General features: G+C 36.1%; 14 protein-coding genes and 3 tRNA genes. 8 read left to right on the top strand and 9 right to left on the bottom strand.

Annotation, left to right across the window (positions count from 1 at the left end):
- Positions 1-265: 265 nt before the first annotated feature.
- The gene (serB, locus tag A8B35_RS18525) at positions 266-1,489 is read left to right on the top strand and encodes a phosphoserine phosphatase SerB (protein WP_075603687.1); all 1,224 of its coding nucleotides are present in this window, start codon (positions 266-268) and stop codon (positions 1,487-1,489) included.
- A 152-nt stretch (positions 1,490-1,641) separates the two neighbouring features.
- On the opposite strand, the gene A8B35_RS18520 is transcribed toward serB, so the two are convergent.
- Positions 1,642-2,793, bottom strand: a complete 1,152-nt coding sequence (locus A8B35_RS18520) for a THUMP domain-containing class I SAM-dependent RNA methyltransferase (protein WP_222844181.1) — start codon at positions 2,791-2,793, stop codon at positions 1,642-1,644.
- A gap of 309 nt (positions 2,794-3,102) precedes the next feature.
- Between A8B35_RS18520 and A8B35_RS18515 the strand changes: the two genes are divergently transcribed.
- Complete coding sequence (locus A8B35_RS18515; protein ID WP_075603685.1) at positions 3,103-3,606, top strand: UpxY family transcription antiterminator; 504 nt, start codon at positions 3,103-3,105, stop codon at positions 3,604-3,606.
- 167 nt (positions 3,607-3,773) lie between these two features.
- Here A8B35_RS18515 and A8B35_RS18510 read toward each other — a convergent pair whose 3' ends face one another.
- The 3 genes from A8B35_RS18510 to A8B35_RS18500 all read right to left on the bottom strand — a co-directional run bounded on the left by A8B35_RS18510 (position 3,774) and on the right by A8B35_RS18500 (position 6,145).
- The gene (locus A8B35_RS18510; protein WP_075603684.1) at positions 3,774-4,367 is read right to left on the bottom strand and encodes a hypothetical protein; all 594 of its coding nucleotides are present in this window, start codon (positions 4,365-4,367) and stop codon (positions 3,774-3,776) included.
- Between the two features lie 62 nt (positions 4,368-4,429).
- A complete protein-coding gene (locus A8B35_RS18505) occupies positions 4,430-4,951 on the bottom strand; it encodes an FKBP-type peptidyl-prolyl cis-trans isomerase (protein ID WP_075603683.1) in 522 nt (173 codons plus the stop codon).
- 171 nt (positions 4,952-5,122) lie between these two features.
- Positions 5,123-6,145, bottom strand: a complete 1,023-nt coding sequence (locus A8B35_RS18500; protein WP_075603682.1) for a DHH family phosphoesterase — start codon at positions 6,143-6,145, stop codon at positions 5,123-5,125.
- Between the two features lie 261 nt (positions 6,146-6,406).
- Between A8B35_RS18500 and ndk the strand changes: the two genes are divergently transcribed.
- On the top strand, positions 6,407-6,826 hold the full coding sequence (gene ndk / locus A8B35_RS18495) for a nucleoside-diphosphate kinase (protein ID WP_075603681.1): 420 nt from the start codon (positions 6,407-6,409) through the stop codon (positions 6,824-6,826).
- A gap of 94 nt (positions 6,827-6,920) precedes the next feature.
- Here ndk and A8B35_RS18490 read toward each other — a convergent pair whose 3' ends face one another.
- Both A8B35_RS18490 and recF read right to left on the bottom strand, forming a co-directional pair.
- On the bottom strand, positions 6,921-7,211 hold the full coding sequence (locus A8B35_RS18490) for a DUF721 domain-containing protein (RefSeq protein ID WP_075603680.1): 291 nt from the start codon (positions 7,209-7,211) through the stop codon (positions 6,921-6,923).
- 94 nt (positions 7,212-7,305) lie between these two features.
- Positions 7,306-8,415 carry a DNA replication/repair protein RecF gene (gene recF, locus A8B35_RS18485; RefSeq protein ID WP_075603679.1) on the bottom strand — a complete coding sequence of 370 codons (1,110 nt, stop codon included), beginning with the start codon at positions 8,413-8,415 and terminating at the stop codon, positions 7,306-7,308.
- A gap of 336 nt (positions 8,416-8,751) precedes the next feature.
- Here recF and A8B35_RS18480 point away from each other — a divergent pair, with 336 nt between their 5' ends.
- The 5 genes from A8B35_RS18480 to A8B35_RS18460 all read left to right on the top strand — a co-directional run bounded on the left by A8B35_RS18480 (position 8,752) and on the right by A8B35_RS18460 (position 10,303).
- Complete coding sequence (locus A8B35_RS18480; RefSeq protein WP_075603773.1) at positions 8,752-9,441, top strand: tetratricopeptide repeat protein; 690 nt, start codon at positions 8,752-8,754, stop codon at positions 9,439-9,441.
- Positions 9,442-9,520: 79 nt separating this feature from the next.
- Entirely contained in the window at positions 9,521-10,015 is a 495-nt protein-coding gene (ribH, locus tag A8B35_RS18475; protein WP_075603678.1) for a 6,7-dimethyl-8-ribityllumazine synthase, read from the top strand.
- 23 nt (positions 10,016-10,038) lie between these two features.
- Positions 10,039-10,121: transfer RNA gene (locus A8B35_RS18470), tRNA-Tyr, on the top strand.
- 18 nt (positions 10,122-10,139) lie between these two features.
- A tRNA-Thr gene (locus A8B35_RS18465) sits at positions 10,140-10,216 on the top strand.
- Positions 10,217-10,230: 14 nt separating this feature from the next.
- Positions 10,231-10,303, top strand: a tRNA-Gly gene (locus A8B35_RS18460).
- Between the two features lie 127 nt (positions 10,304-10,430).
- Here the strand turns inward: A8B35_RS18460 and A8B35_RS18455 are convergent.
- The 3 genes from A8B35_RS18455 to A8B35_RS18445 all read right to left on the bottom strand — a co-directional run bounded on the left by A8B35_RS18455 (position 10,431) and on the right by A8B35_RS18445 (position 14,532).
- Positions 10,431-11,840 (bottom strand): family 16 glycosylhydrolase, encoded by a 1,410-nt coding sequence (locus tag A8B35_RS18455; RefSeq protein WP_075603677.1) that lies wholly within the window; start codon positions 11,838-11,840, stop codon positions 10,431-10,433.
- 150 nt (positions 11,841-11,990) lie between these two features.
- Positions 11,991-13,934, bottom strand: a complete 1,944-nt coding sequence (locus A8B35_RS18450; protein ID WP_075603676.1) for a monovalent cation:proton antiporter-2 (CPA2) family protein — start codon at positions 13,932-13,934, stop codon at positions 11,991-11,993.
- Position 13,935: 1 nt separating this feature from the next.
- On the bottom strand, positions 13,936-14,532 hold the full coding sequence (locus tag A8B35_RS18445; RefSeq protein WP_083634519.1) for an NAD(P)H-dependent oxidoreductase: 597 nt from the start codon (positions 14,530-14,532) through the stop codon (positions 13,936-13,938).
- Between the last annotated feature and the right edge of the window lie 107 nt (positions 14,533-14,639).

Below are 14,639 nucleotides of genomic sequence, written 5' to 3'. Positions count from 1 at the left end.
TTTATAAGCCTAAATGCTGCCCATCATTCTGAGAAACTAAAGAATCTCAAGGGAAGCTGTAAATCACTGCAGGTTATTAAATTATCTAAACGGTTTTAATACTGCCAATTATCATAGTAGCTAAAACCTAAAATCCTTTCCTCCTCTTCCACCTAAAAAAAGTACCACACTGTTAAAAAAAGTAAAAATACTGATATTTGATAGCTTTAAAAGGGCTTGGTAATAACGATTTGTTATTTTTGTTAATGAAAATATATATTTACACATGGCTAATAATCGTGAAATAATCCTGGTTAATATATCAGGAGAAGATAAACCCGGCTTAACCTCTTCATTAACAGAAATATTATCAAACTATAATGTTCAAATATTAGATATTGGACAGGCCGTAATACATGATGACTTAGGACTAGGTATTTTATTTGAGGTACCACAGGCCTACGAGTCAGCACCTATATTGAAAGACTTATTATTTAAATCTTACGAAATAGGCGTTAAAATTAAATTTACGCCTATTAGCGAAGCGCGTTATAGCGAATGGGTTGGACACCAAGGTAAAGAGCGTTATATCATTACCTTATTGGCGCGCAAAATCACTGCCGAGCACTTGGCTAAGGTAACGCGAATAATATCTTCGCAACAATTGAATATTGATACCATCTCTCGTTTATCTGGTAGAATTGACTTAAATGCTGAAGAAGAAAGCAACAAAGCTGTTGTTGAGTTTTTTGTTAGAGGTACACCTATTGACGCTGAAATAATGAAGAGCGACTTTATGGAGTTAAGTCGTAAAATTGGTATTGATATTGCTTTTCAAGAGGACAATATATTCCGCAGAAACCGCCGTTTGGTGTGCTTCGATATGGATTCTACACTAATACAGACTGAGGTAATTGATGAGTTGGCCGAGAGAGCTGGCGTAGGTGCTAAGGTTAAAAAGATTACTGAAGCAGCCATGCGTGGTGAGATCGACTTTAACGAGAGTTTCATCAAACGCGTATCACTATTAAAAGGTTTGGATGAAAAAGTGATGAAGGAAGTTGCTGAAAACTTACCTATTACTGAAGGTGCTGAACGCTTAATGAAAACCTTAAATACTTATGGCTATAAAACGGCTATTCTATCAGGAGGATTCAACTACTTTGGGAATTACTTGAAAGCAAAATTAGGTGTTGATTATGTGTTCTCTAATGAACTTGAAATAAAGAAAGGTAAACTAACGGGCAAGCATGTGGGCGACATTGTTGATGGAGCGCGTAAAGCTGAGTTATTACGTTTGTTAGCTTTTAAAGAAGATATTCACTTGGATCAGGTGATTGCTGTTGGCGATGGTTCAAACGACTTACCAATGCTTCAACTTGCAGGCTTAGGAATTGCTTTCCATGCTAAACCTAAAGTAAAAGCGGGGGCCGATAATTCAATTTCAACCATTGGCTTAGATGCAATATTATATATGCTAGGCTTTAGAGATAGAGAAATAAACTATTAGTATCTAATAGTTAGGTATTAGTTGTTAGAATTTAGCCCATTCAGTCTATTATATTGCTTTCCTAATAGATAAAGTGAAGCGTTCTAACAGCTAAATGGCCTGTAAATCAAATAACAATTAAAAAGGCTGCTCAATGAGCAGCCTTTGTTATACTATCTAAACTTAATAATCTTAGGTAGTTTGCCGTAGTTAATTTTATACTGATAAAATCCACATTCTAAGGCACCGTTAAATAATTTTACTTTATCTGAAACCTCAATACCTAAGTTATTCAAAGCTTTGGTATCTGAACTTAATAACCAGGCATCATAACCCAAGAATTCATCTTGCAATTGATTCCCGATCATTCTGTAAAAATCCTTAATATCCTTATCCTTCATCAAACGCTCACCATAAGGTGGATTTGTGATGATCATACCCTTAGGGCGTTCAAGCTCTAACTTCTCAAAAGCAGAAACTTTGAAGTTAATATCTCTATTAAAACGGAAACTCAATGCCGACTCACGGGCAATATCTAAGGCTCCCATATTTATATCACTTCCATAAATATGTAAGCGTGGATGCTCTACTTTCTCTTTTGCCTCTTCTACAATTTTATTCCATAGCTCTTTATTAAAGCTATTCCAGGTCATAAAGCCGAAGTTCTTTCTGTTTAATCCTGGGGCAAATTTCTTAGCAATCATAACAGCTTCCATCAAAATAGTACCTGAACCACACATTGGGTCAACCAATGGTATTTTAGGATTCCAACCTGATAGTAATACCATACCAGCTGCCAATACTTCGTTTAATGGTGCTTTGTGTCCTTGCACTCGGTAACCACGTTTGTGAAGCGAGTCACCCGAACTATCTAATGAAACAGTAGCTTTATCTTTAGCCATGTGAATGACCAAACGGATATCAGGATTCTCAACATCAACAGAAGGACGTATACCTGTTTTATCTCTAAACTGATCTACAATTGCATCTTTCATCTTTAAAGCTACAAATTGTGAGTGTGTAAAAATATCAGAGAATACAACCGGGTCAATGGCTAAAGTTTGTTTGTTAGTCATTAAAGTTGACCAATCAAACTTCTGAACCTCGTCATATAGTTCCTGATCATTCTTTGCTTTAAACTCAAAAAGAGGTTGGAGGATTCTGATTGCTGTACGTAGGTGCAAATTTGCTTTGTACATGACTTCTAAATCTCCTTCAAATTCAACAGCTCTATTCACTTTCTTGATATTTAGAGCGCCAATTTCATTAAGTTCATTAGCTAAAATCTCTTCTAGCCCATGAAATGTTTTTGCAATCAGTTTCAATATTTTATTTCTTTAGTTGATAATAGTGAAGAGAAACGTTCTTCTCTTATACAGTGCGAAGTTAATGCTATTTGAATTTTATACAAAGGAATTAAAACAAAAGTCAATTATGAATGCCGATTAATCTGCATACAAATAAATATTAGTCAAGATTGAGAACATAATATTTACACATTTCGACTAGTTACAACTTATATTTTTTACGAACACCTTAAAATACACCATCAGCAGCCCTATTCTGTAAATTTTGTCATTGTTTATAGTTATATTAAGTACTATTTTTGCAATCCACCAAACATTAAAATTATTGTGAGTAATAACAATTCAGATTCGATCTGGTATGCCCTATATACCAAATCGAGAGCAGAAAAAAAGGTTTCTGAAGACCTTAACAAGAAAGGAATACGAAACTATTTGCCTTTAAGAAAAGAATTACGCAAATGGAGCGACAGAAAAAAATGGGTTGAGACTCCCGCAATTAGTTCTTACATCTTTATAAATATTTCCCCGGAGCAGTACAACTGGGTTTTTGAAATAAATGGAGTTGTGGCCTATGTTGCACATAATGGCAAAGCAGTTACTATACCTGATAATCAGATTAAGGCCATGCAACAGACCATTGATAATAAGATTGCCTTTGATGTTGAATCTAACGCAATTACTAAAGGTAAGGAAATTACCATTAGCTCAGGTCCCCTCATTGGCGTAAAAGGCATTGTGAAGAAAGTGAAAGGAAACCGCAAGTTATATATTGATATTTCAAATATAGGCTACTCGCTTGTAATTGATATGGAAGATGTAGAAGTTGAGTAGACCTTAGTTAGCAGGTAGTTTGAAGGCTGCAGGCAGTAGTCGTTCAAGCAGCACAAACTCCATTAGTGAGTGACATTTAACAAAAAAAGCACTTATACCATCAAAAAAAAGTCCTCAAGCTATAATTTAGCTTGAGGACTTTTTCATTTAATATCTTATTATCGCGTCTAACGAGGATCTACATAAGTTAATTCAACTTCGTACATACGAGAGGTATAATCATTTAGTCCTACTAAGGTAGATGGCATAATTACGGTGCTTTTGCCATTTAAACGCATATTGGTTACAGCTGCAGCAACGCCTTCAGGAATACCTCTTTGAGCTAATGTACTTGTAGATTCTCCTATTGTAAAAACGGCAGGATCAGCAGATCCCCAATTACTAGAAAAACCACTAGCCACAGGCTGCTCTAAAGTATCTCTTAATATTCTGTACTCTACAAATCTATATCCCACTTCTTGACCTTGTACAGGTCTGTCGCCTGTACCTGTTTCCATTTCAAAGTACGCGATACCAGTCATATCGTTAACATTTAAAAAGTCAATAGTATCAACCGCTACCTTAGCCAAGTAATCGCGATTCCCTAATAAATCAGGATTATGATCTCCATCATCTACAAACTCAAGAAATTCCCCTAATAAGATAGATTCATTTTCAAGAAGCTGACGCGGGCTTTCAATTGTTGTGGTACTACAAGCTATGCTGCCCATTAAAAGGGTAAACAAAAGTAACTTGTTAATAATATTGTTATATCTGAACATATTCGTTTTTTATAATAATTGCAAAGAAAGTACTTTATTAATTTTTATCAAAAAAAAGTGATCTATTCTTTGAGTTCTAGCACTTCAACATGGTATATAATCGTTGCTCGCGGTGGTATTTCTTCATCATCTCCAACCAAGCCATGCGCCAAGTGCGGCGGCATAATAAATTGGGCTTTAGCTCCTTTACGCAACAACAAAACCCCTTCTTCTAGGCCAGATTCAACACCACCTTGTCCTACTTTAAATTCTTTATTTCCATCTTCTTTAGATGCATACACCTGAGTACCATCGAGCAAAGACACATCATACGACAAACGTATAACATTTCCCTTTTTCACCAAAGCACCATTTCCTTCATTATCAATTTTATACCATAAACCAGTTTGTGTTTCAGTAAAGTCAAGCTCGTGCCTTTCTAAATAGCTCTTAATAGCAGCAGCATCCTGCCCCACCATATATCGATTAGCCGATATTAAATCTTCGGTAGTAATCCTTTGTTTTTTAGCACGTTCCTTTTTCTGCGTTTTACACGATGTAAATACAAGCAATAGTAAAAAGGGAACGATCAGTGATTTTAGCATATCGATATTTTTGGTTTAATTAAACTATAGATGATTCGATTTGTGATTATAGACACTGCTTATTCAAGCTATTTAGTTAGATAGCATATTAAGAAGTAAAATAAGCTATAAAGCATTACACGTTTTACCTCTGCTATTTACTAAAAACTACTGACTAAACTACACAAGCACCTATGCTTTTATAAAATCTTGATAAAACTTAGGGAATTCAGAGAGAAAACGTTTTAACGAGCCCTCCATATCAAAATCAGACCTACCCCCTGCTGCATTTCTATGTCCTCCTCCATTAAAAAATAGTTCAGAGAACTTATTTACCGGGAAATCGCCTTGCGAGCGGAAAGAACATTTTATTTGTTCATCCTTCTCCATAAAAAAGGCCGAAGCATTAATCCCTTCAATACTCAATGGATAGTTTACAAATCCTTCGGTATCTCCTGGTCGAAAATTATATTTTTCTAACTCTTCTTTAGTTAACCATAAATAGGCCACTTTGCACTCAGGTATTAGGGTGACCTTTTCACTCAATACATAACCCAGTAATCTCATCCTGTTAAAGGAATTACTCTGAAATAATAATTGGTGCACCTTATCTTTATCAATACCAATCTCTATCAAATCGGCAACGGTCCTATAGGTGTCTGGGTTAGAGGAATTGTAGTTTAACGAACCAGTATCCGTCATTATCCCCGTATAAAAGCACTCCGCAGCATCAGAGTCTATATATTGACTCCAGCCTGATAATTTAAGCACATTACAGGCCAATTCGCATGTGGAAGATGCGGCCGTTACACTTATCATCACATCAGCAATTTCATCGGGATAAGGGTGATGGTCAATCATAACTGAGGGTAGTTGAAGATTAGCGATAAAGCCTTCCATTGTTTCCCCAACCCTTTTATAGGCGTTAAAATCTAAATAAATAAGCAAATCTGATTCTGTTATTGTAGACTTTGCCTGATCTTCATTTTCTTCAAATACTACAATTTCATCTACACCATTAAGCCACGATAAAAACTTAGGAAAGGCCGTTGGTACAATAACTGAAGGCTTCTTACCTAAATTTTTCAAGGCATGCATTAATCCTAATGCCGATCCCATTGCATCACCATCAGGATTTAGGTGAGGAACTATACTAATTGTATTTGCGGCTTCTATTTTAGTTTTAAAAGCACTGATCAATTTCTCCGATACCATATTTTAAACTTTGGACTTGCAAAGATATTCTATTTTATAAATTCTACTTAAGAATACTTCAATTAGCTTATTCTTTTTATTTTTTATGAAAACTTATGTTTGAGATCAGCTAAAATATCACTATTATGTAGTCTCGTTTTATGCTACTCACAATAGCGATCACTCAAATATTGATGAGTTAAATCATAATAACAAACGAAAACCTTTTCAGATACCTAATAGTTACTAAAGGAGATTTATTAAATACTAAAAAAACAATATATGGCTGCTGATAAAACATTAACTATTATTAAACCCTACGCTGTTAAAAAGAGAAACTTAGGAGCTATTTTGGCTAAAATTGAAGAATCGGGTTTTCGATTCTGTGCCATAAAAACACTGCAATTGAATAAGCAGGATGCTGAAGCGTTTTATATAGAACACAAAGATCGTCCTTTTTATGATGAACTTACCGATTTTATGTCATCAGGGCCAGTAACTGCCGCGATACTTGAAAAGGAAAATGCCGTTGAAGACTTTAGGTTTTTAATTGGTGCTACCGACCCTTCTGAAGCCAAAGAAGGTACCATACGTAAAATGTTTGCTACTGATAAGGCACATAATGCAATTCATGGTTCTGATAGTGATGAAAGTGCAGAACGCGAGTGCGATTTTTTCTTTAGTAAAAGAGAACGATTGTAGATATAGTCAGTAGAGGTTTAGCTATTAGTCGGTAGTGATTCTATTTAAAAAGTATCAAATACTGACTACTAACTGAAAACTCGAAACTGCTGAGCTATTGAATTACCACATCCATTACAATATGATGCCCTACATGATTATTTAGGGCATCTGCTATTTTTGAGCGTATCATCATTAGCTCATTGCGCATTACACTTGAGTTAATTTTAACATACAGAATACCATTATTAATACTCACATGCGTAGTAGCACGTGCTACTGTTTTACCAATAACTGCCTCCCAAGAATTTACCACTCTGTTTTCAATCAATCCCTGATCAAGGTGTTCCTCGTGTAAAAACTGCTTAATAATATCGCGTATGGGTTGCGCTTCTTTCTTCTTCATATGGTATATATAATGTATTGATTCAACAATACTTCTTAATTCAATTATTTAAATGCTAATTGCGGCTCACAAAATTCACTAGACTATGGTCGACTTACTGCTGATGAACTGCTACTTCGCCTTCTGATACCGTAAACACTCTACTCTCTTTGTTCAGCTGTTTTAATATAGGCTCTATCCTATTTAGCTGAGTATCTGTAATAAAAATTTGCTTAAAATGATCTCCTCCCACCAATTCTATTAATCGGTCGCCACGCTCTGAGTCTAACTTATCAAAAATATCATCCAACAACAAAAGTGGCTTTACCTTTTTATGATCGGATAAAAAACGGAACTGTCCCAATTTAAGTGCAATTAAAAAGGTTTTTCGTTGACCTTGCGATCCAACTTTCTTAATAGCGTAATCATCTATTTTAAACACTACATCATCGCGATGTATTCCTTTGCTGGTATAACCTAAAATTAAATCCTTCTGCCTACTCTCTTTCAAATCCTCCTCAAAAGTATCACTTTTTAAATGCGACTTGTAATTAAAGCTAACAATCTCTTTATTGCTAGATATGTATTGATAATACTCTTGAAATATAGGGTTTAAATCGTTTAAGAAATCCTGGCGTGCCTTTACAATTTTATAAGCTAGGTGCATCATCTGATAATCCCAAACATCTAACATAGAATGTACCTCATCACTTAAGTGCGTTTTCGACTTCAGAAAAGAGTTACGCTGTGCCAATAGCTTATTATAGTTAATTAAATAATCTAAATACGATTTATCGTACTGAGAAATAACAGTATCCAGATACTTTCGTCGAGCCTCTCCTCCCTCAGTAATCAGCGATTCATCCTGCGGAGCAATCATTACTAAAGGTAATAAGCCAATGTGATTAGATAGTTTGGTGTATTCTTTTTTATTTCGCTTAAACTGTTTCTTCTGGCCCTTTTTAATACCACAATACACATGCTCCTCCTGATGGTTTATTTCATATGAAGCTTGCACTACGAAGAAATCCCCCTCATGCTTTATATTCTGGCTATCGGCCGGATTAAAATAACTTTTACAAAACGACATATAATATATAGCATCCAACAAATTGGTTTTACCTGCTCCATTATGTCCAACAAAACAATTGATCCCCTCAACTAAATCGAGCTGAGCCAATGAGATATTTTTGAAATTGATAAGATGGAGATTCTTTAAATACATAATTATACCTGTTTTGCGTTGGCAAAATTAATTAAACATTAATGATATTAAGGCTGCCAAATAAAATAGATTTAACTTTTTGATGGATGAAAAGAGCATAGTTTGCTACCATACTAAAATACAGTTCATTATAATGTTGTTTAAATTTTAAAGAGCGCTAAATAATTTAAATCCCAGAGTTCGGTGATATAAAAGCGTTTTATAACACATATCTGTAATCACTAGATTTAAAAGAATTCTCTATTTTAGCCAAAATAAGTCGAAATAATTACGATGTCTTATTTTGATTTTTTAGTAAAAGAATTACATTTGCGAATCAATAATAATAAAGAATTCATGTCGAAAGAAAAAGAATACGCTACGGAAGCAAGCATGGAGAATGTGGAACATGCTTTAAGTACAACGGAACAATTTATTGAAGACAACCAAAAAACCCTTACTATAATAATGTTTGCTATTATTATAGTAGTTGGAGGTTACTGGGCAACAAAGAAGTTATATATTCAACCGCAAGAAAATGAAGCACAAAACGCAATGTTTTTTGCTCAAAACTATTTTGAGAAAGATAGTTTCAACCTAGCTTTAAATGGCGATGGAATGAACCAAGGTTTTTTAGATATAGCTGAAGGATACTCTTTAACTAAGTCTTCAAAACTAGCTAAATACTACGCTGGTGTTTCTTACCTTAACCTAGGTAATTTTGACGAGGCTATTGATTATTTAGAAGGTTTCTCGTGCGGAGATGAAGTAATTAACGCAATGGGTAAAGGTGCTTTAGCAGATGCTTATCTTGAAAAAGGAAACACATCTAAAGCAATTAGCAACTACAGCAGTGCTGCAAAAATTGGAAATGCTGTTGTGGCTCCAGCTTACTTGTTAAAACTAGGATTAGTTTACGAGGATGCTAAAGAATACAACAAAGCTCTTGAGGCCTACACTAGAATCAAAACTGATTTTAAAGCTAGCGCTGAAGCAAGAAGCATTGATAAATATATTACTAGAGCTGATTTACTAAGCAAAAAGTAATTTATTACATAAAAGATATTAGAAAGAGCTTGCCAATATTGGTAAGCTCTTTTATTTTTGTAGCAAAATAAAAAGCAATATGGCAACTAGTTTAAAAAACTTATCGGACTACGATAAAAGCAAAATGCCTTCGGCTGCTAACATGAAATTTGGGATTGTTGTATCTGAATGGAACGAAGAAATCACTGAAGCCTTATATGAAGGCGCATATAATACTTTAATTGAGAATGGAGCTAAGGCTGATAACATTGTAAAAAAGTACGTTCCCGGAACGTTTGAGCTTACAATGGGCGGTAAACTATTAGCTGAAAATACCGATGTGGATGCTGTAATTTGCTTGGGTTGTGTAATACAAGGAGACACGCCTCATTTCGATTTTGTATGTAATGGCGTTACCCAAGGTATTACTCAATTAAATTTAGATTATAATATACCTTTTATTTTTGGTGTAATCACAACTCTTAACATGCAGCAAGCCAAGGACAGAGCAGGTGGAGTGCACGGAAACAAAGGGGATGAAGGGGCAATTACCGCAATAAAAATGGTGGAAATGGCTTGCAGTTTGAAAAAGTAATTTCTATATTTGCACCCGCTTTAGGGCAGATACCAAAGCGGCCAACTGGGACGGACTGTAACTCCGTTGTCTTTCGACTTCGCAGGTTCGAATCCTGCTCTGCCCACACTAAAGTAATAATGTTGCCAATGTAGCTCAGCTGGCTAGAGCAGCTGATTTGTAATCAGCAGGTCGTGGGTTCGAGTCCCTCCATTGGCTCCAGAAAATATTGAATTGCGAAAGTAGCTCAGCTGATAGAGCATTAGCCTTCCAAGCTAAGGGTCGCGGGTTTGATCCCCGTCTTTCGCTCAAATAAAAGCCAATTGAAGATTTTTCAATTGGCTTTTTTATTTCCCACATTTTGGCGCAAAAAATATGCCTTGCATCACCAATAGACACAAGGCATTATTTAAAAGCATTTGCTATTCTATTTAAACTATTTTCTTACTTCTGGAGTATTATCAAATTCAAACTTAATATCATCAATATAAAAGAGGTTATTGATGCCTGATACATGCTGATTACTTACTTGGATTCTTAAGCGATCTCCATCCTTAATATTGGTATCTGAAGCCTCATTTCTTTTAAAGTTCTTTTTTAGGGTAAGCCATTTCCCCTTTTTTACCTTACTGATGTCGAAGTCGAGCTTCAGCCATGGTTTATCAAGAATAAAAGATATCTGATCTACATTGGTATCCTCATCAATCCATATTTTAAAGGATAAGGTATTAGCACCGGCAGGCAAGTTCAAAGATCCTGCTGGCGAAGAAATGGTTTGATTTTTTGGAGCCTCCTTTGTTTGTAAATAGCGCAAACTTAATTCACCACTTGCCACCTTATCGTTTTTCATACGCCAAGAGCTTGCACTTGGCGCCCACCAATTGGCACTGCGCCCACTGTAATAAAAAGGGCCTTCAAAGCCTAATGCATCAAAATAAGGACCATTCAATTCCTTTTGCCATACTCTTACATAGTCAATTTTATACTCTCCTACATTATCAGCTAAATCTTGCATTGTTGGTAAACCGTACCACTCAAAAACTTCGGAATCAATCCAAAGCTCTTGGGCTGCATTATGGCGCCATTGATCTTTAGCCTCTAGCTCTTCTCGTGTAGCACTCTTTAATAATTCGCCATTAAAGTAAATATTGAAATAATCTTTATCCCATTCAAAACCGTATACATAATAATCTTGAGCAACCCTTACATCAAGTAGTTCTTCATTTTTCCATTGTTTATGGTCTTTTGCTTTATCAGGATCCCAACTAATTAAATTTGTACGATACTTACGTTCTAAGGTCTCCGGCTTGTTTTTAGGATTTCCGATAGGTCGCTTGCCATAATTTTCTGTCATATCAATCTCCGACTGATATCCAGTGGTCCAAAATGCACAAGTAACGGGTGCATCTGCAGCTTTACAGCGAATTTCCATATAGCCATACTTGAAGAAACGCTCACTCATGATACAGGCTTGCGTTATATTCTCGTATTTAACAACCTTGCCATCCTCGTTTTTATGCGAACTTGCTGCAAAATCAAAATCAGGCTCCCATTGAGAAGTTAGTATCAACTCACCACCTTCGACTCTCACATTATGCGGGGCAAACTGAGCAGGAGCTCTCCCCTTCCACTTGGCACGATAATCTCCATTTTCGCCTAATATCCACCATTTAGTCTTGTCAAGCTCTGTGCCATTAAATTCGTCACTAACATACTTATTTAACTGCCAACCACCTTCGTTATTTGGGTCGGATGCGGGGAATGGCTGTGCTCCGATCACACTACTGATTAAAATAAAGCCTAGAATAAGGGTACTTATCCTAGAATAAAAATATGCGTTTATCATTGAAATATTATTTTACTATTAATACTGCAACGAAAGTAATTTGATCTGTACTGGTATATGTAAATCTATATACATTTGATATAAGTATGGGTTCATACGGAATTACAATCTCTTAACTTCCTACAAAACAACAATATTTATGAAGTCTTATTACTCATCACCTTTATATCTTTTACTGAAATTACTTGGAGTATCGGTATCAAAATGTGCCTTAAAGAATTTTGCATATTCCTCCTTAACAGAACCTACATCCCAACCTAAATCTTTATCCTTGGCGTCATTCTCCATATCCTCAAGCATCATTCTTTCTAACTCTTCAATATTTCGTTTACCACCTCTCAAGAAACTACCGTCCTCGTGCTTTTGCGATGAGAGCTCTCTTAACAAACGTTCATCATGACGCTTAAACTTTTTAACGGCACGCTCAACCTGATAGGCTCTAAAACCCGAACATGCTAATGCATCAGCAGCCATGCGTAAGGAACTCTCGAGATACTCGCGGTATATATTGGTAATGCCAGCATCTATTAAATCAGAGTAATTTGACCATGAACGGGCACGCGATATAATCTTTAAATGTGGAAAATGCTCTTTGGCTGTTTTTACAATTTCAATGGCTTTTTCAGGCACATCAACCGTAACAATTAATAATTTGGCATCCTCCGCTCCTGCAGCATGCAATAAATCGTGGCGAGAGGCATCTCCGTAAAAAACCTTAAAACCAAGTTTTCGTAATAAATCTACGTTATTAGGATCAATATCAAGGTAAGTAGCTTGTTGTCCGTTTGCCTGTAAAAAACGCCCTATCATTGATCCATATCGACCAAAGCCTGCGATAATAATGTTATTCTGTACATCTACCACATCGGCTTCTCTATCATCTTCCTCTTTGGTACCGAAATTAGGCTGAATAAACTTTTCGTTAACCATCATTAATAACGGTGTTAAGGCCATGGAAATAGCTACTGCTGCAATAAGAGGATCTGCTGTTGCTGCATCCATAACTCCATTCTGTAGTCCGAAAGAAACCAATACAAAAGCAAACTCACCCCCTTGTGCCAAGCCAAAAGAAAACAGCATATTATTATCCATGCGCATGCCAAAAACCTTTCCGATAACGAATAAAACAATCAGCTTTATAAGTATTAAACCGAATACTAACATGGCAATAGTAGCTGGACTACTACCTATTAACTTGAAATCGATGGATGCCCCCACTGCAATGAAAAATAAACCCAATAATAAACCTTTAAAGGGTTCAATGTCCGTTTCGAGCTGATGGCGGTATTCACTCTGTGCCAAAACCACGCCGGCTAAAAAGGTTCCCAAAGCAGGACTTAAGCCCATTTGCGTCATCAGTAATGTGATACCAATAACCAAGAGCAAGGCTGCTACAGTAAATAATTCGCGCAAACGTGTTTGAGCTATTAATCTAAAGGCAGGACCTATTAGATATTTACCGCCAAATATAATAGACGCAATACCTCCGAGCATTACAAGTGTTCTCCATATTATAGGTAATGAATTTAACCACAACTCTTCGTGGTGGCCACTATCAATATGTTGTAATTCGAAAACAGCTAGCATTGGAAAGAATGCCAAAATAGGAATTACAGCTATATCTTGAAATAACAATACAGAGAAAGCATTCTGGCCTCCTTCTGTTTTCATCAATCCTTTTTCGTTGAGGGTTTGAATTACAATGGCGGTGGACGATAAGGCCAATGTTAAACCTACCGCCAAAGCTGTTTGCCATGCTAAATCGGTAAACATTAAGGCAACAGCACTTATAATAATGGCGGTAATGCCCACTTGCATACCACCAAGCCCTAGTATAGATTTACGAAGCTTCCATAATAAGGAAGGTTGTAACTCCAAACCCACTAGAAAGAGCATCATTACAACACCAAACTCGGCAAAATGCATAATATCTTGTCCTTCCTCTCCCACAAAACCGAGCACAAAAGGACCAATTAAAACTCCGGCAATCAAATAGCCTAACACAGAACCTAAGCCTAACTTTTTAGCTAACGGAACTGCCACAACTGCAGCACCTAAATATATAAATGCTTGATAAAAAAAATCGCCTTCCATATTATTTCATTTTGTGGGTGATGTAATCGTTTAAGTCTTCATATTCAAGCGCTGCCTCTACTTCAAATTCATCCTCTGCCAATTGGCGTAATAACTCAGAGTATATTCGCTTTTGCTTCATTACTTCGGGCAGTTCTATGGCATGGGTACCGTACACAATAAACGGTGGTAGTGTAATCATTTTACAAAGCATTGCGGATTGCAGTAAGGGTGCAATTAGCTGCTGTATGGTGTAGCCATTAAAACTATCGTTGGTATAGCTCGCCTTGGGACCTCCTGCTGTTATGGCTGTAAAAAATAATTTACCCTTTAGCATATTTCCTTTGCTACCAAATGCCCAACCGTGGGTAAGTACTAAATCTTGCCATTCCTTTAACAAGGCTGGGTTACTGTACCAAAAAAATGGATAATGAAATATAACACAATCGTGTTGTGACAGCAGTTCTTGCTCGCGCTCTATGTCTATATCAAAATCGGGATAAGCTTGATATAAATCGTGAAATGTAACAGAGTCAGTAGCTGATAATCCATCTACCATTACCTTATTTACATTGGATTTATGAAATGCAGGATGTGCAAATAATATGAGTACTTTCATTATTAAAATCTTTTGTAAGGGATGAAACCAAAAATACTGCGAATAAAATAATCTACTTATTTATAGAATAAGCTATAATAAGCATTATTAAAATTGGTACTATAATG

Origin of the sequence: Saccharicrinis aurantiacus (genome assembly GCF_001660705.2) — a bacterium.
GTDB classification, from domain to species: domain Bacteria; phylum Bacteroidota; class Bacteroidia; order Bacteroidales; family Marinilabiliaceae; genus Saccharicrinis; species Saccharicrinis aurantiacus.
Note: the sequence above shows the minus strand (reverse complement) of the source record. Positions and strands in the feature narration are given on the sequence as shown.